Here is a 22,243-nt window from a genome sequence, read left to right as displayed (position 1 = left end):
GTAGGAGATTAATCTTACTTTGACACTACTAATTTTGTGCGAATAGATGCTACTAGTGATTCTTGAAAAAGAACTTTTTAAAGGCTATTATAGTTTCAGGAGTAATGTAACCATTCAATATAAATGAGGCGAAAGTTTGAATATGTCAGATCCTATTTTAGTAAATGTTACAGAAGAGATTGTGCGTGGTTTAGTAAGCTTTTTACTACGAGGACCGGAATATCAAACATTTTGTAAATGCGAAATCTGTGAACTCGACACGGTGGCACTTACACTAAATGCATTGCCGAGTAAGTATGTTACATCTATGGAAGCTAGAGACGAGGCATTTAAAGAAATGAATACTCCTGAAAGTATTGAGCGCATTAACAAAGAGATTATTCATGCGTTACATGTGGTAAATAAGTATCCTCGACACAAAGTGGAGCCTACTTCTTAATTGAAGAGGCTCTTTTTAAGTTGTACAGGTAGTGATTTTCTGGCATATGTATTTTCAGTTAACTTTTAAGCCAAGCTTGTAGTAAACTAGAGAGTAAGAAAAGGAAAGAGAGGGAAAAAGATATGCCAACACCTAGTATGGAGGACCATATCGAACAAATATATTTATTAATCGCTAACAAAGGATATGCGCGAGTGTCTGACATTGCTGAAGCATTATCTGTTCTTCCTTCTTCTGTTACAAAGATGGTTCAAAAATTAGATAAAGATGGTTATTTAGTTTATGAAAAATACCGTGGACTGACATTGACGCCAAAAGGTGAAAAGCTAGGAAAGCGTCTTGTGCAGCGCCATGAATTGCTCGAGCAGTTTTTACGAATGATTGGTGTGGATGAAGAGCGTATATATGATGATGTTGAAGGAATTGAACATCATTTAAGTTGGAATTCAATCGATCGTATAGCAGATCTTGTGCAAGTAATGGAAGAGAATCCAGACATCGTGAAAAAATTAGAGGCATCAAAGACACAGCACAATCTATAAAATGATGGTGTGAAGGAAAGGAAGACAATATGGACGCATTAAAATCAGGTGAAGTCGTTACATTAACGGTATTAGAGCAACAAACATCAAAATGGATTTTAACAAATGGAGTTGAAGAACTACCTTTAAATGCTTCAGAGGTAACAGAGCCGCTAACAGTAGGTGATCGCCTTGAAGTATTTTTATTTGTAGATCGACGCGGGGATCTAGCTGCTACAACTGCTATCCCAGCTTTTACACAAGGTGAATATGGTTGGGCAAGAGTGCTAAAAGTAGTCGAACATGAAGGAGCTTATGTAGATATTGGCTCCTCCCGTGAAGTATTAGTAAGAGCAGAGGATTTACCGCCATTAAAAGAGGTGTGGCCAGTTCCAGGTGATCATTTATTTATGACACTACGCACAGATCGTAACGGTGATTTATTTGGACGATTAGCAACGGAAGAAAAGATTTCGGAGCTATATGAAGGTGCATTTGAAGATTTGCATAATAAAAACATTCAAGCACGTCCATATCGTTTGTTACCTGTTGGCTCGTTTTTACTTGGCGTAGAAAACCCTTTCCGTATTTTTGTGCATGAATCAGAGCGCAGTGCAGAGCCACGCTTGGGACAAGATGTAGTTGTTCGAATTATCGATGTAAAAGAAGATGGCTCCATGAATGGCTCTCTTTTACCACGAAAACATGAGCGACTCTCAGATGATGCACAGCGAATCTTGAGCTATTTACAAGATGTAGGAGGCAAAATGCCATTTGGGGATAAGTCTTCACCAGAAGAAATTCAAGAAATGTTCAACATGAGTAAGGGCGCATTTAAACGTGCTTTGGGAACATTGATGAAAGCTGGTAAAGTGAAGCAACAAGACGGCTGGACTGAAGAAGTCTAGTGGACGATTAATGACCAAAGAAAAGCGGTAAAAGACATCCTTGAAACCTTCTCTTTTTTTTAACGTACTAATAATTGTATAATGGTCTACATTATACAGGCTAATTATGAGGTTTTAGCGAAAGGGGTCACACGATTTGAAAAAAACTTGGATTAAAATACTAACAGCTACCATGTTGGTATTTGGTGTGATGGCACCAGCAACAGGGTTTGCTTCTGATAATACGCCACCGAAAGCAATTGATGAGAAATTAGGCGTACCAATCGTAGTATATGGGGCAAATTTATCTGAAGCTGAAAAAGAGTCTGTAAAGAAATCATTAAAAGTAAGTGAAGAACCTGAAATCGAAGAAATAACAGTATCAGGTGAGGATCTAGTTAAATACATTAAAGATAGTAATTCAAGTTCCCGTATGTATTCTTCTGCTAAAATTACACGTAGAGATGCAGGGGAAGGCCTAGTGATTGAGATTGTCACGCCATCTAATATTACACAGGTGACATCAGAAATGTACGCGAATGCGATGTTAACGGCAGGGATTGAAGATGCCACAGTACAGGTGGCTGCACCCAAAGCGGTAACAGGGCATTCTGCGTTAGTAGGTATTTACAAAGCTTATGAGGTCACTACAGGCGAAACGCTTGATATTAATCGAACAGATGTAGCAAATGAGGAGCTATCAGTTGCAACATCTATTGCTGAATCTGCAGGTGTTGAAGATGCAAAGGTTGCCGAATTACTAACAGAAATTAAGAAGCAAATTGCTGAATTAAAGCCTGCAACACGTGAAGACGTTGAAAAAATTGTGCAAGAACAATTAAACAAGCTTGAAATTAATTTAAGTGATAAAGACCGTCAATTGCTCGTAGACTTAATGGATAAAATCAGTAAACTAGATATTGATTTTAGTAAATGGTCTGAACAATTAAATGATATTAGTAACACGATCCAAGAAAAATTTGGTTCTCTTATGGAAGATAAAGGATTCTGGGAAAGCGTGAAAAGCTTCTTTACAAATTTAAAAGATACTATATCTTCTTGGTTTAACTAACGATGAATAATAAAAGAATCTGTCATACTCATATACTAGAATGAGTGTACAGATTCTTTTTGTTTAGAAGAGTACGCGAGTTTTGTGAAAATACAGAAAGCTATGGTACTATGAATAAAAGGAGTGGTGAGAAATGGAATTCCAATTACAACAACTAGCGGGAAATAAATTTGCATTTTTGAATGAACAAGCAGGTGAAAGACTAGCAGAAATTACTTGGCAACAAAATGGACAGGTAATGGTAATGGATCACACATATGTATCAGATAAGCTCCGAGGTCAAGGTGTAGCCAAACAACTACTCGATCAAGCAGCACAATATGCGCGTGAACATGGGTATAAGATGGAGGCGGTTTGTTCCTATGTAGTTGCAGCCTTTGCCAAATCAGATGCTTATAATGATGTAAAACATTAAAAATAAAGGCAATCTGCTTAAGTGGTAAGCGGATTGCCTTTTAATTGCTAAAGTAAACCATTCAAGTAGCTCCTTACAGAAGAATGACACCATAAATTAGTACTGTTAAAAAGCCTGCCCCACCTATTAATGAAGCCATGTCTATCCAATCATAAGCTAAATCGAATTCCTTCATCATAATCACGCTCCTATTTTTAGTAATAATTCATTAATTCCCTTTACTTGCCTTTTATAATCATAAATAGTTATAAAATTATGATAAATGACGAAAATTACGGTGAATTTTAATAGAAGAATGTTTAGTGATATGGATAAAAAGGCAAATATAAACCTTACTCTTATATATATGCAGCTAGAGATAAAAAAATAAATGTTTATTCTTCTAAGAATAGGGAAAAACTATACTACAGAGCTAGTTTCTATATTTTTAGGAGGTAATAAATTATGGCAAAACGAAAAGGAACAGGTGTTGTTATTGCAGGATTAGCAGGATTAGCAGCATCTTATTTCAGTAAAAAAGAGAACCGTGATAAAGCACTATCGATGTTTAATAGTATGAAAACAAGATTAGAATCGTATCTTACAACAGGTCCTGAAATGCATGATAATATTGCTGAACGCGTATCAACGGAGGTAGCGACAGAGGCTGGTACTTCTCCAACCAAGATTGCCTCGAATGAAATGGTAGCTGAAGGTGGAGGACATACTGGTGTCCATTTCTATAATGAAGAGATTCAAGATAAAGAAAAATAATCACAAAACCTTCTCATCTATGCATGAGAAGGTCTTTTGTGTGGGAGTAGGATCACTCCTGCAAAAATTAGTAATACAATTCCCGTAAAGATAAAGCCGCTGATAACACCAAGGGATAGCCAGCCTAGCAAAGAAGAGCCTAAAACTACGCCAAGAGAGAAAAATGCATAGAAATAACCATATGCTTTTCCTCGTACTTCAGCAGTTGTAGAATCTATTAGAAGTGAGTTCACGGAAGGGAATAGAAATCCAAAACCGACACCATAACAAGCCATCGCTAGGTATAGCAAGGAGCTAGAATCCGCTTGGCTAATTAATAATTGGCTTAGTCCCATTAAACCAATACCAAGAGACAATGTTTTAAGGGGATTTACCCTATCAAAAATACGGTTAGTTGGTAATAGAAAAACAAGTACAGCAATAATACCAAATGTGCTCATCAACGTGCCACTTAAACGGGAATCAAAGCCTAAAGATTGAACTTTGAGCGGTAGGAGATAGGCGATTACACCTTGAGAAAACATTAAGAAGAAGGCTCCTGTAAATGCCTTTAATGTTCCCGTGTTATTAAAGAATACACTTATCGGAATATATGTACTAGGTGCCGTTCTTTCTTTTTTTACTTGGTTTGCCTTTAGTACAAAGTAGGAGAGAATCCCTAATAGCAGCATAAAGCTTGCAGTGATATTGAAAACAAATGGGACACTTGTTCGGCTTGCTAGAATTCCACTGAAGGCAGGACCGATAATAGCCGCAATACCCACAAATGCGCCAGAAATAGCACTACCTTTACCTCTTTTTTCTTGCTCAGTAGCGTTTGCTAAGAATGTAAATGCAGCAGGGACAATGAAGCCTGCTACAAGTCCGTGAATAAAACGTACGACTAAAAGTGCAATAGGCTCCTCTATTAAGTTATAAAGTGTTAACGATAAACCTGTTGTCAAGAGACCTATGATGAGTATGATAAAAGGTCCTTTACGATCCGTTAAAAAGCCTGAAATGATATTACCAAAAGTATTGGATAGCGAATACATACCTACTGCAAGCCCAGTTAGGAACGCTGATGCGCCTAAAGATTCAGCATATGTACTCATAACAGGTAGCTGGGTAAAAAGGTCGAAAAATGAAAAGAAAATAATAACATAAATAAATTTTTTCATGGCTCCTCCCAAAGAATTAAAACAATTTAGTAAGTTAGTTGCATATATTCCTATTATAACATTTCCAATAAAAAAGAACGCCTCATAAGTTTTCACTTAGTAGGCGTCCTGGAAATTGATTATTAAGCTTTCGCAACTTCTTTTTTCATTGTTTTGTTTTTAGCAAGGTTTACGTGCCAAGAAAGTGCTTCCTCTAAAATATGAGGTGTTTGATGGCCACCAGTTGCTTCTACAGCACGGTTGTAATAGTCCCATAATTGCTCTTTATAATCTGGGTGTGCACAGTTTTCAATAATTAAAGGTACGCGCTCTTGTGGGGCAAGACCTCGTAAGTCAGCGATACCTTGCTCAGTTATGATAACATCTACATCATGCTCAGTATGATCAACGTGAGATACCATAGGCACGATAGAAGAAATTGCTCCACCTTTTGCGTATGATTTTGTGACAAAAATACCAAGGCGTGCGTTACGTGCGAAGTCTCCAGAACCACCGATACCGTTCATCATACGAGTACCAGAGACATGTGTTGAGTTTACGTTACCATAGATATCTAACTCAAGAGCAGTATTGATTGAGATTAGACCCAAACGACGGATAATCTCTGGGTGGTTAGAAATTTCTTGTGGACGTAAACAAATTTTATCAGCATACTTTTCTAAATTGCCGTATACTTTTTGCTGCAATTCTTCAGTAAGTGTAATTGAAGTCGCAGCGGCAAATTTAACTTTACCTGCATCGATTAAGTTAAATACTGCATCTTGTAGTACCTCAGATGCAACAACTAAATCTTCAAATTCTGAGTCCGCAAAGCCATCAAGTACAGCGTTTGCTACAGAACCTACACCAGATTGTAATGGCATTAATTGTTTTGTTAAACGGCCCGCTTTAATTTCGTCACGGAAGAAGTCTAACAAAATGTTTGCCATAGTTTGTGTTTCTTCATCTGGAGGTACGATTAATGAAGGAGCATCAGGCTCTTCAGAAATAACAATTGCTTTAATTTTAGCTGGGTCCACTTTGATACCGATATCACCAAGACGTTGCATAGCATCTGTCATCGGAATGGCTTCACGTTTACCTTGTTCTCCAGGTACATAAATATCATGGATACCGATTAAAGCTTCTGGATGAGAAATGTTTAACTCGATAATAATATTTTCTGCATATTCTGCAAAGATCGGTGAGTTACCTACAGAGTTTGTTGGAATGATTAATCCATCTTCAGTAATAGCAACCGCTTCAAGAATTAAATACTTGATTGGTCCAATAATTCCTTGGCGTACTAGCTCAGCATTATGAGAAAGATGAGCGTCTACATATAAAACATCACCAGAGTTAATTAAATTACGGATACCTGCGTCTCCTTGGAATGGTCCACGTTTACGAATTGCACCAGCTTCTGCTAAGTACTTATCTACTTCTGGTCCTAATGATGCACCTGTATATACATCAATTTTGAATTCTTCATTTTTTGCTCGCTCAACTAATGCCATTGGCACAACTTTTGCGTCCCCAGCACGAGTAAAACCACTCATCCCGACTACATCACCGTTAGAAATAAGTGCTGCTGCTTCTTCAGCAGTTACTATTTTACTTTCAAGTTCTTTTAAACCTAGGCGTTTTTGAACATTTGCATCCATAAAAAAATCCTCCCCTAAATAATTTTGATGGAAACCGATTACAAAACTAGAAAAAACATTTGAGAATTTTCTGTTTATTCAGTTGTAGTATGACTCCAACCATTTGAATAATACTATCACCAAATTGTCACAATTACTTTAAGAATAGCATTAAATTGAGTAAAAAAAGGAAAACCGAGCATTAAGATGATTTTTCGACAGAGAAAACGTTTTATTGTAGAGCTGTATAAATATAGGTGATTTCTGCATAAAAACTATGTAAAAATTGTTAATAGAGGACAGAAGGAAGTTTTTTTAAGAATAAAAAATACAGCGAGCAATCTACATTAATTGCTCGCTGTACTTAAAATTAGAAACCTAAAGAGCGACGGAAGTAGCTTGCATAGCGTTGGCTAACAGGGATACGAGTACCGTCTTTCATAATTAATAAAAACGTTGAGTGTGAATCTGGTTGAATTTCATCGATGTAGTCAATGTTAACGATATATGAGCGGTGACAACGAATAAATGAATCTGGTGCTAAAAATAACTCTAGATCACTTAGGTTTAAACGGTGATAACCTTCACGAGACATTGTTTTAACAAATGTTTTACGGAGTTGTGTTTCTAAATAAATCACTTGATCATGTTTGATTGGGTACCAGCAGTCATCGATTTTGATGGTAATGTAGTTTGTTAAGAATGCTGATGGTTTTTGCGGGAAGATTGCAGTAATAGCTCCTTTAGTTTCGCCTTCCTCCATTAAAGGAATACTCATACCGTAATAAGCTACACCGAAAACATCCGGTTCGATGTAAGAGCTAATTTTTTGACCGTAGCTTAGGGCTTTGTGAGCCGCTGAACCTTCTTTAATAGGGTCGCCAGGTTTAATTTTTAAATCAACTTTTTTGCTTGGCTGGTAATACAGATACTCATTGGTATCAGAGATAGCAATGGAAGTATTCTCAGGGAAGAATTCCTTAATTATCTCCATAATTTCTTCTATTTGTTTTGGATCCACTATAAACACCTCGTCTAAACTTTTAAAAATAGTATTATCATCTATTTTACTACATATTCATATAAATTATATAGAGAAGATTTAGGAATAAAATAGAAAAATGTTGATTGACTCATTAGAATGGTGTGATTTGTTTTGTATAATTTGTAAGTAAATTTATATAATGACTAATTTATTTTGATAGGTATATGGTAAAATTTAATTGTTAAGATTAAGTTTACGAGGTTTCTACTATGCGTATGTGATAAATTAGAACTAGAGTAGCAATCAAAATGTGGTTGAAAGGAAATCGCAGAATATGGTAAAATTCACTGTATAGTCTATTTTTTTGTGTTCTGGTGTTTAAGTTGGGTTATTTTTAAGGTTATTTTTTAAAAAAATGTGTAATAGGACTCAGTTCTTAAGATAAATAAGTAAATACTATTTTCTTATTTTTATTCATTGGGATTGATGTCAAATATTGTAATGCAATTCGTGCACTCTGAGGAAAGATGGGGAAGATTATGCAACTACATCAACATTCTATGTCAGAAACGATTTCCAAAAGATACTTCCAAGAAATCGATAATATAAATCAATATATCGGTGTCGAAGAATTTTTTAATATTGAGTCGAAGTTAATTTTTGAAATTTACCATTTAGAATCCGCCAAGGCGAAAAAATCTTTGCATGAATTAATTGATATTCTTTCAATTCGTTTTGGTAAGCAGGTCATTAAAATTGTTCGAGGTTATTTTTCCGTTTTATCGTCAATTGTTGCTCGAAAATTGTTGGACAATCAAGTACCTTCGAAAAAAGCATTTGCTTTTAATATTGCTTGTAATGATATGATCGAAAACCAAATGAAAGACGCAGAATTTTTACAATTTGCTGATGATTTAATTGATTTCTTTGTCTATTTTATTGCAGATCGCAAACAACCGACTTTCCGCCATCAGACTGTCAACAAAGTGATTATGTACATAAATGATGAATTAGAGAATGATTTAACTGTGGAAAGTATTGCGAATAACTTCCATATAAGTACTAGCCACTTATCACGTATTTTTAGAGAACATGTGGGTATTACATTAGTTGAATATTTAAACGTTCGACGTGTAGAAGAATCACAATACTACTTACGACATACAAACAAAAGTATTACTTCTATCTCTGATCAATTCCATTTCTGTAACCAAAGTTATTTTACCCGTATTTTTAAAAAGTATACGAGTGTTACGCCTAAGCATTTTAGAGACGAGCTTCACCATGAATTTTATCGATTTGAAATGGCTGAGACAGAATTACAAAATGCATAGATTTTGAGCATAGAAAATTAAGAGGTGCGGACGTATTAGCAATGCTGCTAAAGCTCGCATCTTTTTTTGCGAAAAGAACGTTGATAAATAGTAGCACTTGCTATTTGATAAAGTTAGACCCTATAAGGTATACTTCACTGTAGTTGATAAATTATAGTAGGTGGAAAAATGAAAAATTTGAAACTATTTTCAATGCTTGGGCTGGCTGTTTTTGTACTTAGTGGCTGTCAAGCAGTGCAAAACAAAGAAGGTTTTTTCTATAGTATCTTTGTAAAACCTATGGAATTTTTACTGGAATTTTTCGGGAACGATATCTTTTCGGGAAGTTATGGTTTAGCAATCATTGCGATTACCGTTCTTATTCGTTTAGTCTTAATGCCGATTATGTTGAAAAACTATCGTCAGCAACAATTGATGAAAACGAAAATGGATGCGTTTAAGCCTGAGATGGAAGCAGTTCAGAAAAAAATGAAAGAAGCTAAGACAAAAGAAGAGCAAACACAACATCAACAAGAAATGATGGCTCTCTATCAAAAGCATGGTATAAATCCACTAAATATGGGCTGCTTACCAATGTTAATCCAAATGCCTATTATTATGGGTCTCTATTTCTCGATTTTATATTCAACAGATGTGAAATCACATGAGTTTTTATGGTTTAGCTTGGGGTCACCTGATATCGTTATGACGATTGTAGCAGGGATTGTGTACCTTGTTCAGGCACGTGTATCATTATGGACTGTACCTGAACAGCAAAAAGCACAAATGAAAATGTTTATTTATATTTCACCAATTATGATTGTCTTTATCTCAATGTCCTCTATGGCAGCGCTACCTTTGTACTGGTCTGTCAGCGGTGCATTGCTGATTCTTCAAACATATATTGGACGTAAATACTATTCGCAGCATCCAGAAAAAGCAAAATAATTCATTGATGTCGAGGCGCCTCTGTTGCCTCGATTTTTTTAGGAGGACAGCAAGATGAACAGGAAATGGCTATCATCTATTTTAGTCGCTATTTTTAGTATTGCAGCACTTGTATTTATTATTGTGGGGAAATTTAATTTTGCCGTACTTGCTATGACGATAATGTTTGCCATGTCGAATGGCTTTAGAGCAAAAAGTTTTGAAGAACAAGGTTATGGAAAAGAAGCGAAATGGATGAAGTATATGGCGATCTTTTTTGCAATTGCTTCGATCATCGTGTTCATCATTATTCTTATAGACTAATAATTTAAGAATAACAGGGAAATTTCACACCTGAAAATGTGAACAGTGCTAAAATGAGATTATATTAATCAAGTAATAAAATAGATGGGTATCTACAGAGGGGGAACTTACTCTTTTCGTACCTGATATTTTTAAAAGGGGCATAAATAGTGAAAAACAATCGTCTTTTGCTCATCGTTGGTGCTTTGATTTCTATTGCGTTAATCGTATCTATATTTGTAGTCTACAACTATAAAAATAATCAAGTAAATAATGCATCAGATGAGCAACCAAAAACTACAGAAACAAACAAATCGACCGAGAAGGATTCTTCTGCAATAGAGAAGCCAGACACTACACCTGAAACACCTGCAAAGCCAGAGCAGCAACCGGACGAAAATGGCTATCTACCAAATCAAACATTACCTACCGAACCAACTTATATAAAAGACATTCTGCTAGCAAATAAAATTTATCCGCTTCCTTCTACCTTTGCACCTGAAGAAAATCCAGAAGCACGACAAGCGCTAAATCAAATGCTAACGGCTGCCAAGCAACAAGGATTTGATTTAGTTGCATTTAGCGGTTACCGTTCTTTTGAATATCAAACAACACTTTATAATAATTACGTTAAACGTGATGGGCAAGCGGCAGCAGATCGATACAGTGCACGTCCAGGCTATTCAGAACACCAAACGGGCTTAGCGTTTGATATAGGAGAGCGCGGAAAAGAAGATGTATGGCTGACAGAAGAATTTGGAGAAACACCAGCAGGGCAGTGGTTATTTGCACACGCTCAAGAGTATGGATTTATTCTACGATTCCCTCAAAACAAAGAAGCTATTACAGGCTATATGTATGAGTCTTGGCATTATCGTTATGTTGGTAAGGATATAGCCAATGAGATTGCTAAGCAAAGCATAACGCTAGAAGAATATTTAGGCGTGAAATAAAAAAAGGAAGAGAAGCAGTTCTATACGAACAAGCTCTCTTCCTTTTTTGTTTTATAAGATCGGTGTCAATAAACGAGAAATGGATTCTTTAAATTTGATCAGTGTTGAACGGTTTTTGTACATCTCCCACGTTAATTCAGTACAATCAAAAATATCCTTTTCAAATAGTTCTGCAAGTTGATGTGAAATGTTGGCATCATAGATAAATGCATTGACTTCGAAATTTAAGCTAAAGCTACGTACATCGATATTAGCTGTACCAACTGAGGAGGCTTCATCATCGATAATAATGGCCTTGGCATGAATGAAGCCCTTTTCATATATATATACTTTCGCTCCTGCACGAAGTAACTGTCCAACATAGGAATAAGTAGCCCAATAAACGAACATGTGATCAGGCTTGTTAGGTATCATAATTCGTACATCAATACCAGACAATGTTGCAATTTTGATGGCATCTAAGAAACTTACATCTGGAATAAAATAAGGCGTTTGAATGTAAATATACTTTTTGGCCATGTTTATTAGCTTTAAGTAACCAATCTTAATTTGTTCCCAATCTGAGTCTGGTCCGCTTGATACAATTTGTAAACCAACATCACCTTTTTTCGGTATAGCTGGGAAGTAGCGGTCAGAATAACCCATTTTTTGCTGGGAACTTGCTTGATTCCAATCTAATAGAAAGCGTGTTTGTAGTGGATGCACGGCACTGCCTTCAATACGTAAGTGTGTATCTCGCCAATAACCGAACTTTTTTTGTAAACCTAAATATTCATCCCCAACATTAAAACCTCCGATATAGCCAATACGGCCATCAATGACTACAATTTTTCGGTGATTTCTAAAATTCAACCGGGGATTAAGGAGTGGGAAGATGGATGGGAAGAATACTTCTACTTCGCCCCCAACATTAAGCAACTCTTTAAAATGACGTTTCTTCACATTGCGTGAGCCCATCTCGTCGTAAAGGAGGCGAACCTTGACACCTTGTTGTGCCTTTTTAATCAGGGCGTGAACGATACGTGTTCCTAAATCATCAAGACGGAAGATATAGTATTGAATGTGGATATGATCTTTAGCTGCTTCAATATCTTTAAGGAGTTCTTCAAATTTATTGGCGCCATCATCAAAAATATCTAGATGGTTGTCCTGTGTTAAGACTGCATTGTTTGTTCTTAGGTGCATGTAAATCATCTCTTGATAATTTTCTGCATTTGAAATACGAAACTCAAATGTTTCATCACGAATGGCATTCATTTGATAGTTGATAAGCGTATCAATACCGATATCTTTACGCCCTTCCCAACGGAATAAATGTTTTTTTCGTAATTGTCTTCCAAGTAATAGATACAAAATAAATCCAGCTAATGGTATGAAAAATAGTACGAGAATCCATGCCCATGTAGATGTAGCATCTTTACGTTCTAAAAAAATGATAGTCATGGCTAATAAAATATTAAAAAATAAAGTTAAAGGAACTAAATATTCTATATCTGTAAAAATGCTCATTCCTACACCTGCCTTTACTATTGATAATAACATACTTAGTATAGCCTACTTCAAAAGAGGAAAGAAGATACGAAATAGCTAGTTAGCATAGAAAAGGATTACCTCTTAAAATTGTCAGAGATAATCCGAATTGCTGGTCAGTCATTGTCCCATGGGATTCTTAAATATTTATTCAAAACGTAAAGATTTTTTAGAGGCTTTAAAGATAAAAATGAAGCTGATAGAAAGAATGGCGATAACTGCCGATGTATAGTAACCGAGACTTGCATGCATTGTAAATAACCATGTGAAAAATAGCGGTCCAAGTATGCGTCCTAAGTTATCCATAGAATATGAAAGTCCTGCAGCTGTTCCATATTGTCCACCGGATTCTTTAGAGGAAAGTGAAACAACACATGTTCTAGCAAGTGCATTTCCGGCTGTGAAGACACATAGTGCTAGCCCTGCGATAAATAGATTAGCGGTCAATGTGAATAATAACATCCCAATGGCAGTTACAATTTGAGCGCCGATTAACCAAGTTGTCTCACTGCCATTTTTAATACGTCGAACGACACCACCTTGAATTGCCGCATCAACGAAGCCACTAAACATAAATAAATAACCGATTTGTAATGGTGTAATTTGAATTTTCTCGATTTGGAACAATTGGAATGTAGCTTCTACACCTGCCAACATAAAAGTTACTAAAAACGAAAACATAAATAAGTAACGCACACGATATTGTAGCATCTTCCCAGCACCTTTTGGCACAATAGCACGTTTATTTGAATCTTTTCGTTTTTCAGGTTCTTTTAAGACGAAACTTGCATAAATAAATAATAGTGCAATTAATATAGCTGAGGCGATAAACGGTAATTGCAGGCTATAATGCCCTAACACCCCACCGATTGCTGGACCAAAAATAAATCCTAGACCAATGGACATGCCCATAAAGCCCATATATTTATTACGTGTTTCCTCACTAGACATATCTGCAATAAATCCTGTTACAGCTGTATATAGAGCTCCTGAAAATAATCCTCCAACAATGCGGGAAACATACAAAATAGCTAGGTTATCGATAAATAATGAAAAAATAACAAAGCTCAGGCTAAAACCGATTAGTCCTGTTAAGATGAGCTGTTTACGTCCTACCTTATCTGATAGCATGCCCCAAAGTGGCGCAGTGAAAAAGCTTGCTAGTGAATAAACTGTTAGTAACCCACCGACATGGAGGTCATCCCAGTTTTGCTGCACAATAACCTCTGGTAAGACAGGAATAATAATGCCAAAACCTAGGTAAACGAGGAATTGAACAGACATTAATAATAGAATTGCCTTTTTCATACAGTTCCCTGCTTTCATACAATATTTCAATATGTATATTCTACCCTTGTTGTTCTTGCTATTACAAGAATACGGCAGGAGAAACATGGATAGACAACTTATTTTTTGTTGAGAGATAAAGTAAATGAATAAAATGTAGCGATTTAGGTTAGTTTATAAATGTTTGGTGGTGAATAGTGATGGGTATAATAATTTACAATGTCACAAAAATGAAAAATTTTAAAGCAAAGTTAAGTGGTATGATAAACTTGTCAGACATCATACTCATAGAAAAATGAAACTTTTTTGCCAATTAAACGTTATATAAAATCGAGGAAAGATTGAGGTGGAATGTATGACGAAAGAAGTAGATTTGAAAAAGATTGTTTCGAATTTATCTAAGTTGGGTGTAACAGCCACTGTAACAAAGTCTCGACTAGAACTTTTAAAAGTGCTAACACCACCAACGCAGACACCGCAAGTTCAAGCTTAACTCGTTTACAATAGAAAAAGGGAAGTCTCAGTAATAGAGGCTTCCCTTTTTCTATATTTATTCATCTTCATCTTGTGTTGTAAACATATACGTCCTATAGTGGAACCGCATACTAAAGACAAGACCGATAGCTAAAGCATTTCCCATTAATGAACTTCCTCCATAGCTGATGAACGGAAGTGGAATACCTGTGATCGGTAATAGTTGAATCGTCATTCCTATATTTTCGAAGACGTGGAAGGTAATCATGGCGATAATACCAGCACAGACATATGTCGAGAATGGATCCTTTAATAAGAGTGTTGTTTTTGTTAAATGATAAATTAGTAAGAAGAAAATACAAATAACAATACTGGCACCAATAAAACCCCATTCTTCACCGATTACAGTAAAAATGAAATCGGTATGGTTCTCTGCTACATAAACTTCTCGATTTCGAAATCCCTTACCGAAAATTTCACCTGAGCCAATGGCGTTTAACGATGTTATTAAATGATAACCATCACTAGAAGAATAGGAGTAGGGATCTAGCCAAGAATAGATACGAGCAAACTGATAGGTTTTAAAACCGAATGTTTTCTCTAAGAAATCTTGCATATAAAGAGCCATCCATAGTAATGAGCCACCTGCTACTACGCCACCTAAAAATGTTGGTAAAATTATTTTCCAGGATATCCCCGCTACAATGATCAGGGCAGCAGTAATGGCGAAGAATACAAGTGCTGAACCAAGGTCGGGCTGTTTCATAATAATTGCCAATGGAACAAATAGGGTTATACCGATTTTTCCTAATAATAAAAAGTCTGTTTTTAACGATCTTAAGGAATAGACTTCATGATGCTTACTAATTAATCGTGCCAGTGCTAAGATGTAAAAAGTTTTCATAAACTCAGAAGGCTGAATATTTCCAAGCGGTGTATGATACCAGCTTTTGGCACCATTAACTGGTGCACCAATTTGTCCTTCTCCCTCAGGCATAAAAATAAGCAGTACCAATAAGGCAATCCCTGCTCCATACATATACCATGACATTTTTTTATATTGATCTGGCTCGAAAAACATCACTATGCCAATTATAACTGCACCAATCACATACCATTGCATTTGTTTTGGAACGTAATTGATGCCATATTGACCTGATGTTTGGGCAGACGCAATAGCTAACAAACTAATGACTAGAAAAGTGAAAAGAATAAAAGCAAGGGTCCAGTCAAAACGATTAGCAAAGTTCCGTTTATTTTCCATAAAATCCACCTAAATTAAAATAGTATCTCAATATGAGTAAATGTAATGCATTTCATCCATTTTCGTTTATAATGTTGAAAGAATAGAGCAAATTCATAATCAGAAGAACTAACATCTACTGATAAGCTTGCAACTTGCTATGATCATTGTCAATGGAACTTTTAAGCAAATAATTATACTCATTGAGTAATCAAAAACCTATATGCAAATGCATGTTTAACATTCCTATTATAACGCAAAAAACACTTTTATGCCTGCGTATATAGTTGTGACGACAATTAACATAAAATGTTTCAAAAAAATCGAGTTTAGTCTTATAATGTAGTGAAGAATGGGGTGATGGTTGTGGCTAAAAAATTAAAGTCAGCTGATGATTTTATGTATCATATTTATGTTCATATGAATGAAGTCGATAAATTTGTCATTTTTAGCGGGTTAAAATTCTCGCAATTTGTGGCTGCACTTGAACCACTGCATCACTTACTATTATTAAAACATTCCTATGAAGACGGTTCTTTTAATATGCATACACAATTTGAATATGTATTGGATGAAGAGGTGCCTCATTTTGTAAAAAAATCAGCGGAGACAAAGGAATTATGTTGGGTTGATTTTATGGATGAGAAGAGGCTAGACCATTTAACACCAATGGAACAGGGAGAATTGCTCTACATAAGTCATAAAAAAGAACCAATTACATCTGCATTTTTTAACAAATTGCAAAATAGATTCGTCTATTATTCTTCAGATTTAGAGAAAATGACAAAAATTTATTTCCGTCATTTAAGTGATTCGGATTTATTGGTTGCAAATGTTTTTAATAGTTTAATTCGTGAAAAGGAACGTAGCTCTGGTTTTTGGCGTCGGAAAGCAAAATCGAGTATTCCTGCCATATCACCTGATTTCTTGCGTTCTTATCGCTCCTTTGCTAAAGACGGTGCGCTATTATCGTTATACCGTATTGAAAAACCAAAAGTGGCTTACGGAATAGAAGTTCGTAACCTATCGGAATATTCTTTTCCCGATGAAGTTTGGGATGATTTAAATACCATTTTGAAAACTGAGCACGATGAATTGATTTATATTATTTAACGAAATATACACTCAAATCTCACCGTCGAAAATTACGGTGGGATTTTTATGTCATTTGTCAAGACGTTTCGTGATAAACTAATAGTACTCAAGAAGTATGTGGAGGGCACAAAAATGAAAAAAAGAATCGGTTTATTATACGGCGGAAAGTCAGCGGAGCATGAGGTGTCATTATCAACAGCTCGTGCAGTCACTGGTGCTTTGAATTTCGAGGAGTATGAAGTATATCCGATTTTCATAACATCTGAAGGAGAATGGCGACGCGGAGATCGTTTGGAAAAGCCTGTAAGCACGATCGAAGAACTGCAATTTGGTGATAATACTACGATTTTAGAAAATAATATTACTGATTTTTTAATCGATAATCATGGCAATTCGGTGCAGTTCGATGTTATTTTTCCATTGTTACATGGTACCAATGGTGAGGATGGAACGGTGCAAGGTTTACTAGAGGTTTTAAATCTACCCTATGTAGGAAATGGGGTTTTAGCTTCTTCTGCGGGAATGGATAAGGTAGTCATGAAGCAATTATTCGAGATTGCTGGCTTACCACAAGTGCCCTATACGTACTTTATTCGCAGTGAGTGGAAGAATGAACAACAGGTAATCATTGAACGCTGTGAAGAAAGATTGAAGTGGCCAATGTTTGTGAAACCTGCAAACTTAGGATCTAGTGTTGGGATTAGCAAAGCTACAAACCGAGATGAATTAATAAAAGCCATTGAGGTTGCCTTACAGTACGATCGCAAAATTGTTGTCGAGCAAGGCATTATCGCTCGAGAAATTGAACTTGCCGTGTTAGGAAATGATTATCCTGAAGTTTCGGTACCTGGTGAAATTAAACCTGTTACAGATTTTTATGATTACGATTCTAAGTATAAGGACGGTTCCACAGCACTTATCATTCCAGCTGAACTACCGGAGGAAACAGAATCAAGCTTAAAAGAATTGGCAAAACGTGCATTTAAGGCGATTGATGGTAGCGGTTTAGTGCGTGCAGACTTTTTTGTAACAGCTGATAACAGCGTTTACATTAATGAAGTGAATACCCTGCCTGGTTTCACGCCAGTAAGTATGTATCCACTACTGTGGCAACATACAAATGTAAGCTATCCAGAGCTGATTAATCGTTTGATTACGTTAGCTATTGAACGTTATAAAGAAAAACAACAGCTTCACTATAAAAAAGACTGAGTGGGATTATTGTGAAAAAAACATTAAAACAATTAGCTGCATGGTTAAATGAAGATATGTCGGCTTACGATGATACGGTTGTATCAGGGATCTCCATTGATACAAGATCCATTCAACACGGTGACTTATTTGTGCCATTTCGTGGTGAACATACAAATGGACATCGATTCGTAGCTCAAGCGTTCGAGAAAGGTGCAGGTGCTTCTCTCTGGCAAAAAGATGAACCGAATCCTCCAGAAGGTGTACCTTTATTGTTTGTAGATGATCCAGAAACAGCTTTGCAGGAAATGGCACGAGCTTATCGCAATGAACATAAAGCTAAATTTATTGGCATTACTGGTTCTAACGGTAAAACATCAACAAAAGATATTTTAGCGGGTACACTCGCACCATTTTTTAAGGTACAAAAGACAATTGGGAATTTTAATAATCAATTAGGTTTACCAATTACCCTTTTACAACTTGATGAAGATACCGATGTTGCTGTCCTTGAAATGGGTATGAGTGGATTTGGCGAAATTGAATTTTTAACAAAGCTTGCACGTCCACACATGACGGTTATTACAAACATAGGGGAAGCCCATATGCAGGACTTAGGGTCCCGTGCAGGTATCGCACAGGCAAAGTTTGAAATTATTCGAGGAATGCAGCCAGAGGGTCTATTATTCTATGATGGGGATGAACCATTGCTACAGGAACTAGTGGCAAAGGAACAGCATCTTAATGCAGTAGCGTTTGGATTAGAGTCAGATAACCTTTTATATGCTGATAATATTTACGCTAATGCTGAAGGTAGTACCTTTACTACGCACGGTATTATAGAGGGTGACTTTTCGATTTCTGTACTTGGAAAGCATCAAGTAAAGAATACACTAGTTGCGATGTTAATTTCCCAGAAGCTGGGTTTAAATAATGAGCAAATTCGTACATCCTTAGAACATGTAGTATTAACAGATATGAGGATGCAACAAGTACAAGGTACGAATGGTGCATTATTTATTAACGATGCCTATAATGCTGCTCCAACCTCCGTTAAAGCTGCCATTCAATTTATGGCTACTTCAACTATTCGGCCTGAAAAATGGCTTGTATTAGGGGATATGCTGGAGCTTGGACCGAATGAGCAAAGTTTTCATGAAGAGCTGGCGGAGCATATAAACGAGCATGAAATCGATTATATCTGTCTATTTGGTCCTCGAATGACTTACCTTAATGAAATATTAAAAGAGCGCTTTGAAGCAGGACGGCTATTGTATGAAGAAGAGGATTATACAGCTATTATAGAAAAGCTAGAACTTGCTAATAAGTCATCTATTGTTTTACTTAAAGGTTCGCGTGGTATGAAATTAGAGATAATTTTAAAAGCATTTACAGCATAGTTTACAATGAATCGGTGGGACAAAACGCTCACCGATTCATTCAATTAAGAGGGTTTTTTTTGTTAAACGAGGTGAAGGATTTGTCAATAGGTGTACTATGCATTCATGGGTTTTCGGGTGGTCCCTATGAGATCGAACCGTTTTCAGCATACTTACGGACACATACAGATTGGCTCATTGTAGAACCAACATTGTCAGGGCATGGTGATGCATTGCATATGAGTGGATTTACTGCAAAGCATTGGTTAATGGATGCAGAGCTTGCCTTTCGGACATTAGCTAAAAAAGTAGATGAGGTAATCGTTGTTGGATTTTCAATGGGAGGCATCATAGCCTTATATTTAGCAAAACGTTATAAAGTAAAAAAGCTAGTATTATTGAGTGCCGCTGCCAAATATGTAAGTCCTAAACAATTGATCAAAGATTTCAAAATGCTTGCTTCAGATGCTTATCATCATAATTTACCAAGTAATGAGCTGTTTTTACGTTATCGACATAAGTTTAATAATGTGCCATTAGCTTCAACCATCGAATTTATGAAATTGGTTAGAATAGTGGAGCCATATTATCGACATATCAAAACTCCTGCTTTTATAGTGCAGGGGAAACTGGATGGAATAGTACCTTATCATACAGCGCAATTTCTTTTTGACGAATTGGCTTCAAGAAATAAAATTTTGTATTTTTCTGATAATAGCAAGCATCATATATGTCTTGAGGAAGATTGCTCCGATTGGTTTCCAAAGGTTTTGCTGTTTTTGAAGGAGATATGAAGTAGTCAGATTATTACGACTCATGCGTTATCGTTGCATACGTTTTAAAGCCATGTTAGACTAGTGTAAGCAATGGATACATTTTGTGCGAAGACTCTTCATATTTGGTTGAAGAGTACTTTTTTTTGAACACAACGGTTTTATTCTAAAGTGAATAATTACGACAGAATCGAACCGCTCGGTAAAGACCGGGCTTTCCTTTTCATATAAGAGAGCTCTACGATCATGTAGAGAGAATTTTTAAGTAACGGAAACGTTCCACTACACAGGCTCGAATTTGCCGACAACTTCATCTGAAAATGTAACCATTTGTCAACTTAAAAGGAAAAAAAGGAGATTGAGAAGTTTGACAAATTTTTCAGAATTAAATATTAGCGAATCTACATTACGCTCAGTAAAGCGTATGGGATTTGAAGAAGCAACACCAATCCAAGAAGGTACTATTCGTTTTGCTATCGAAGGCCGTGATGTGTTAGGTCAAGCACAAACTGGTACTGGTAAAACTGCCGCTTTCGGGATTCCACTAATTGAAAAAATTGACCCAAAAAACCCTAATATCCAAGCATTAGTTATTGCTCCAACTCGTGAATTAGCCATTCAAGTATCTGAAGAGCTTTACAAGATTGGTTATGATAAACGTGTGAAATTATTATCAGTTTACGGTGGGCAAGAAATTGGCCGTCAAATCCGTGCACTGAAAAATAGACCTCAAATCATTGTTGGTACGCCAGGACGTATTATTGATCATATTAATCGTCGTACGTTAAAATTAGAAGATGTGCAAACATTAGTACTGGATGAAGCAGATGAAATGTTAAACATGGGCTTTATCGATGATATTAATGCCATTTTAGAAAACGTACCAACTGAGCGTCAAACATTACTGTTCTCAGCAACAATGCCACCAGCAATCCGTAAAATTGCGGAAACATTTATGCGTGATCCAGAAATCGTAAAAATTAAAGCGAAAGAATTAACAGTTGATAATATTGAACAATATTTCGTGAAGTCTGCTGAACGTGAAAAATTCGATGTTTTATCTCGTTTATTAAATGTGCATCAACCAGAACTTGCTATTATTTTTGGTCGTACAAAACGTCGTGTAGATGAACTAGCACAAGCTTTATCAATTCGTGGTTACCTAGCTGAAGGTATTCATGGTGATTTAAGTCAAGCTAAGCGAATCTCTGTATTGCGTCAATTTAAAGAAAATAAAATTGACATCCTTGTTGCGACAGATGTAGCGGCACGTGGTCTTGATATTTCTGGTGTCACACATGTATACAATTTCGATATTCCACAAGATCCTGAATCTTATGTTCACCGTATCGGTCGTACAGGTCGTGCAGGTAAATCAGGTCTTGCTGTAACATTTGTAACACCACGCGAAATGGGTTACTTACGTATCGTAGAAGAAACTACGAAGAAACGCATGACACCTCTTCGTCCACCAACAACTGATGAAGCATTAGTGGGTCAACAACGATTAGCTGTTGATACACTTGAAGGGCTTATTGCTAATAACAACTTAGGTGATTACCGTATACTTGCGGCAGAAATACTTGATAATCATGAAGCCGTTGACGTTGTAGCAGCAGCTCTTCGCTCATTAACGAAAGAGCCAGACGATACACCGGTTGCAATTTCAGAAGAACGTCCATTACCAATGCGTCGTGAGCGTTCTAGCAGTAATCGTGGCGGAGATCGTGGTCGTGGTGGTAATCGTAACTTTGGCGGACGTCGTGACTCTCGCAGTGGAGATCGCCGTAATAGCAATGGCAATGGCAATAGCAATGGCAATAGCCGTCGAGACGGGGGTCGCCGTGAAGGAGGCCGTCGTGAAGGTGGACAAGGTCGTTCTCGTTCTCCTCGACGCCACGAAGATTAATTTTATATGTGG

At 36.5% G+C, this 22,243-nt stretch carries 22 protein-coding genes; 16 read left to right on the top strand and 6 right to left on the bottom strand.

What is annotated here, in order from left to right:
- Positions 1–142 precede the first annotated feature (142 nt).
- The 6 genes from AO843_RS01725 to AO843_RS01700 all read left to right on the top strand — a co-directional run bounded on the left by AO843_RS01725 (position 143) and on the right by AO843_RS01700 (position 4,087).
- Positions 143–439: a late competence development ComFB family protein gene (locus tag AO843_RS01725; protein ID WP_369814393.1), complete on the top strand. Its 297-nt coding sequence runs from the start codon at positions 143–145 to the stop codon at positions 437–439.
- Between the two features lie 122 nt (positions 440–561).
- The gene (gene mntR, locus AO843_RS01720; RefSeq protein WP_036119205.1) at positions 562–981 is read left to right on the top strand and encodes a transcriptional regulator MntR; all 420 of its coding nucleotides are present in this window, start codon (positions 562–564) and stop codon (positions 979–981) included.
- A 29-nt stretch (positions 982–1,010) separates the two neighbouring features.
- Complete coding sequence (locus tag AO843_RS01715; protein WP_054609430.1) at positions 1,011–1,868, top strand: CvfB family protein; 858 nt, start codon at positions 1,011–1,013, stop codon at positions 1,866–1,868.
- A gap of 136 nt (positions 1,869–2,004) precedes the next feature.
- Positions 2,005–2,919, top strand: a complete 915-nt coding sequence (locus AO843_RS01710) for a DUF1002 domain-containing protein (RefSeq protein ID WP_054609429.1) — start codon at positions 2,005–2,007, stop codon at positions 2,917–2,919.
- A gap of 133 nt (positions 2,920–3,052) precedes the next feature.
- Entirely contained in the window at positions 3,053–3,334 is a 282-nt protein-coding gene (locus AO843_RS01705; RefSeq protein WP_054609428.1) for a GNAT family N-acetyltransferase, read from the top strand.
- Between the two features lie 444 nt (positions 3,335–3,778).
- A complete protein-coding gene (locus tag AO843_RS01700; RefSeq protein ID WP_054609427.1) occupies positions 3,779–4,087 on the top strand; it encodes a hypothetical protein in 309 nt (102 codons plus the stop codon).
- 17 nt (positions 4,088–4,104) lie between these two features.
- Here AO843_RS01700 and AO843_RS01695 read toward each other — a convergent pair whose 3' ends face one another.
- The 3 genes from AO843_RS01695 to AO843_RS01685 all read right to left on the bottom strand — a co-directional run bounded on the left by AO843_RS01695 (position 4,105) and on the right by AO843_RS01685 (position 7,890).
- Positions 4,105–5,247 (bottom strand): MFS transporter, encoded by a 1,143-nt coding sequence (locus AO843_RS01695; RefSeq protein ID WP_054609426.1) that lies wholly within the window; start codon positions 5,245–5,247, stop codon positions 4,105–4,107.
- Between the two features lie 122 nt (positions 5,248–5,369).
- Positions 5,370–6,890 (bottom strand): succinate CoA transferase, encoded by a 1,521-nt coding sequence (locus AO843_RS01690; protein WP_054609425.1) that lies wholly within the window; start codon positions 6,888–6,890, stop codon positions 5,370–5,372.
- 349 nt (positions 6,891–7,239) lie between these two features.
- Positions 7,240–7,890, bottom strand: a complete 651-nt coding sequence (locus AO843_RS01685; protein ID WP_054609424.1) for a LytTR family DNA-binding domain-containing protein — start codon at positions 7,888–7,890, stop codon at positions 7,240–7,242.
- Positions 7,891–8,393: 503 nt separating this feature from the next.
- Between AO843_RS01685 and AO843_RS01680 the strand changes: the two genes are divergently transcribed.
- From AO843_RS01680 to AO843_RS01665, 4 genes are all read left to right on the top strand, one after another.
- Positions 8,394–9,188: a helix-turn-helix transcriptional regulator gene (locus tag AO843_RS01680; protein ID WP_054609423.1), complete on the top strand. Its 795-nt coding sequence runs from the start codon at positions 8,394–8,396 to the stop codon at positions 9,186–9,188.
- A 168-nt stretch (positions 9,189–9,356) separates the two neighbouring features.
- Positions 9,357–10,115 (top strand): membrane protein insertase YidC, encoded by a 759-nt coding sequence (gene yidC, locus AO843_RS01675; RefSeq protein ID WP_054609422.1) that lies wholly within the window; start codon positions 9,357–9,359, stop codon positions 10,113–10,115.
- Between the two features lie 54 nt (positions 10,116–10,169).
- Positions 10,170–10,418 (top strand): hypothetical protein, encoded by a 249-nt coding sequence (locus tag AO843_RS01670; protein WP_054609421.1) that lies wholly within the window; start codon positions 10,170–10,172, stop codon positions 10,416–10,418.
- 149 nt (positions 10,419–10,567) lie between these two features.
- Positions 10,568–11,350 (top strand): M15 family metallopeptidase, encoded by a 783-nt coding sequence (locus AO843_RS01665; RefSeq protein WP_054609420.1) that lies wholly within the window; start codon positions 10,568–10,570, stop codon positions 11,348–11,350.
- Between the two features lie 51 nt (positions 11,351–11,401).
- On the opposite strand, the gene cls is transcribed toward AO843_RS01665, so the two are convergent.
- On the bottom strand, positions 11,402–12,859 hold the full coding sequence (gene cls, locus AO843_RS01660) for a cardiolipin synthase (protein WP_054609646.1): 1,458 nt from the start codon (positions 12,857–12,859) through the stop codon (positions 11,402–11,404).
- Positions 12,860–13,027: 168 nt separating this feature from the next.
- Positions 13,028–14,188 (bottom strand): MFS transporter, encoded by a 1,161-nt coding sequence (locus AO843_RS01655; RefSeq protein WP_054609419.1) that lies wholly within the window; start codon positions 14,186–14,188, stop codon positions 13,028–13,030.
- 334 nt (positions 14,189–14,522) lie between these two features.
- On the opposite strand from AO843_RS01655, the gene AO843_RS24790 reads away from it, so the two are divergent.
- Positions 14,523–14,660: an Lmo0850 family protein gene (locus tag AO843_RS24790; RefSeq protein ID WP_004232019.1), complete on the top strand. Its 138-nt coding sequence runs from the start codon at positions 14,523–14,525 to the stop codon at positions 14,658–14,660.
- Positions 14,661–14,717: 57 nt separating this feature from the next.
- Here AO843_RS24790 and AO843_RS01650 read toward each other — a convergent pair whose 3' ends face one another.
- Positions 14,718–15,905 (bottom strand): FtsW/RodA/SpoVE family cell cycle protein, encoded by a 1,188-nt coding sequence (locus AO843_RS01650; protein ID WP_054609418.1) that lies wholly within the window; start codon positions 15,903–15,905, stop codon positions 14,718–14,720.
- A gap of 339 nt (positions 15,906–16,244) precedes the next feature.
- On the opposite strand from AO843_RS01650, the gene AO843_RS01645 reads away from it, so the two are divergent.
- The 5 genes from AO843_RS01645 (at position 16,245) to AO843_RS01625 (ending at position 22,231) form a co-directional block, all read left to right on the top strand.
- A complete protein-coding gene (locus AO843_RS01645) occupies positions 16,245–16,997 on the top strand; it encodes a hypothetical protein (protein WP_054609417.1) in 753 nt (250 codons plus the stop codon).
- A gap of 114 nt (positions 16,998–17,111) precedes the next feature.
- Complete coding sequence (locus AO843_RS01640) at positions 17,112–18,191, top strand: D-alanine--D-alanine ligase (RefSeq protein ID WP_054609416.1); 1,080 nt, start codon at positions 17,112–17,114, stop codon at positions 18,189–18,191.
- Positions 18,192–18,202: 11 nt separating this feature from the next.
- Positions 18,203–19,570 (top strand): UDP-N-acetylmuramoyl-tripeptide--D-alanyl-D-alanine ligase, encoded by a 1,368-nt coding sequence (gene murF / locus AO843_RS01635; RefSeq protein WP_054609415.1) that lies wholly within the window; start codon positions 18,203–18,205, stop codon positions 19,568–19,570.
- Positions 19,571–19,650: 80 nt separating this feature from the next.
- Positions 19,651–20,343, top strand: a complete 693-nt coding sequence (locus AO843_RS01630; protein WP_054609645.1) for an alpha/beta hydrolase — start codon at positions 19,651–19,653, stop codon at positions 20,341–20,343.
- A 346-nt stretch (positions 20,344–20,689) separates the two neighbouring features.
- The gene (locus AO843_RS01625) at positions 20,690–22,231 is read left to right on the top strand and encodes a degradosome RNA helicase CshA (RefSeq protein ID WP_054609414.1); all 1,542 of its coding nucleotides are present in this window, start codon (positions 20,690–20,692) and stop codon (positions 22,229–22,231) included.
- Positions 22,232–22,243: the final 12 nt, after the last annotated feature.

It is taken from the genome of Lysinibacillus sp. ZYM-1 (assembly GCF_001308875.1).
GTDB lineage: Bacteria > Bacillota > Bacilli > Bacillales_A > Planococcaceae > Lysinibacillus.
Note: the sequence above shows the minus strand (reverse complement) of the source record. Positions and strands in the feature narration are given on the sequence as shown.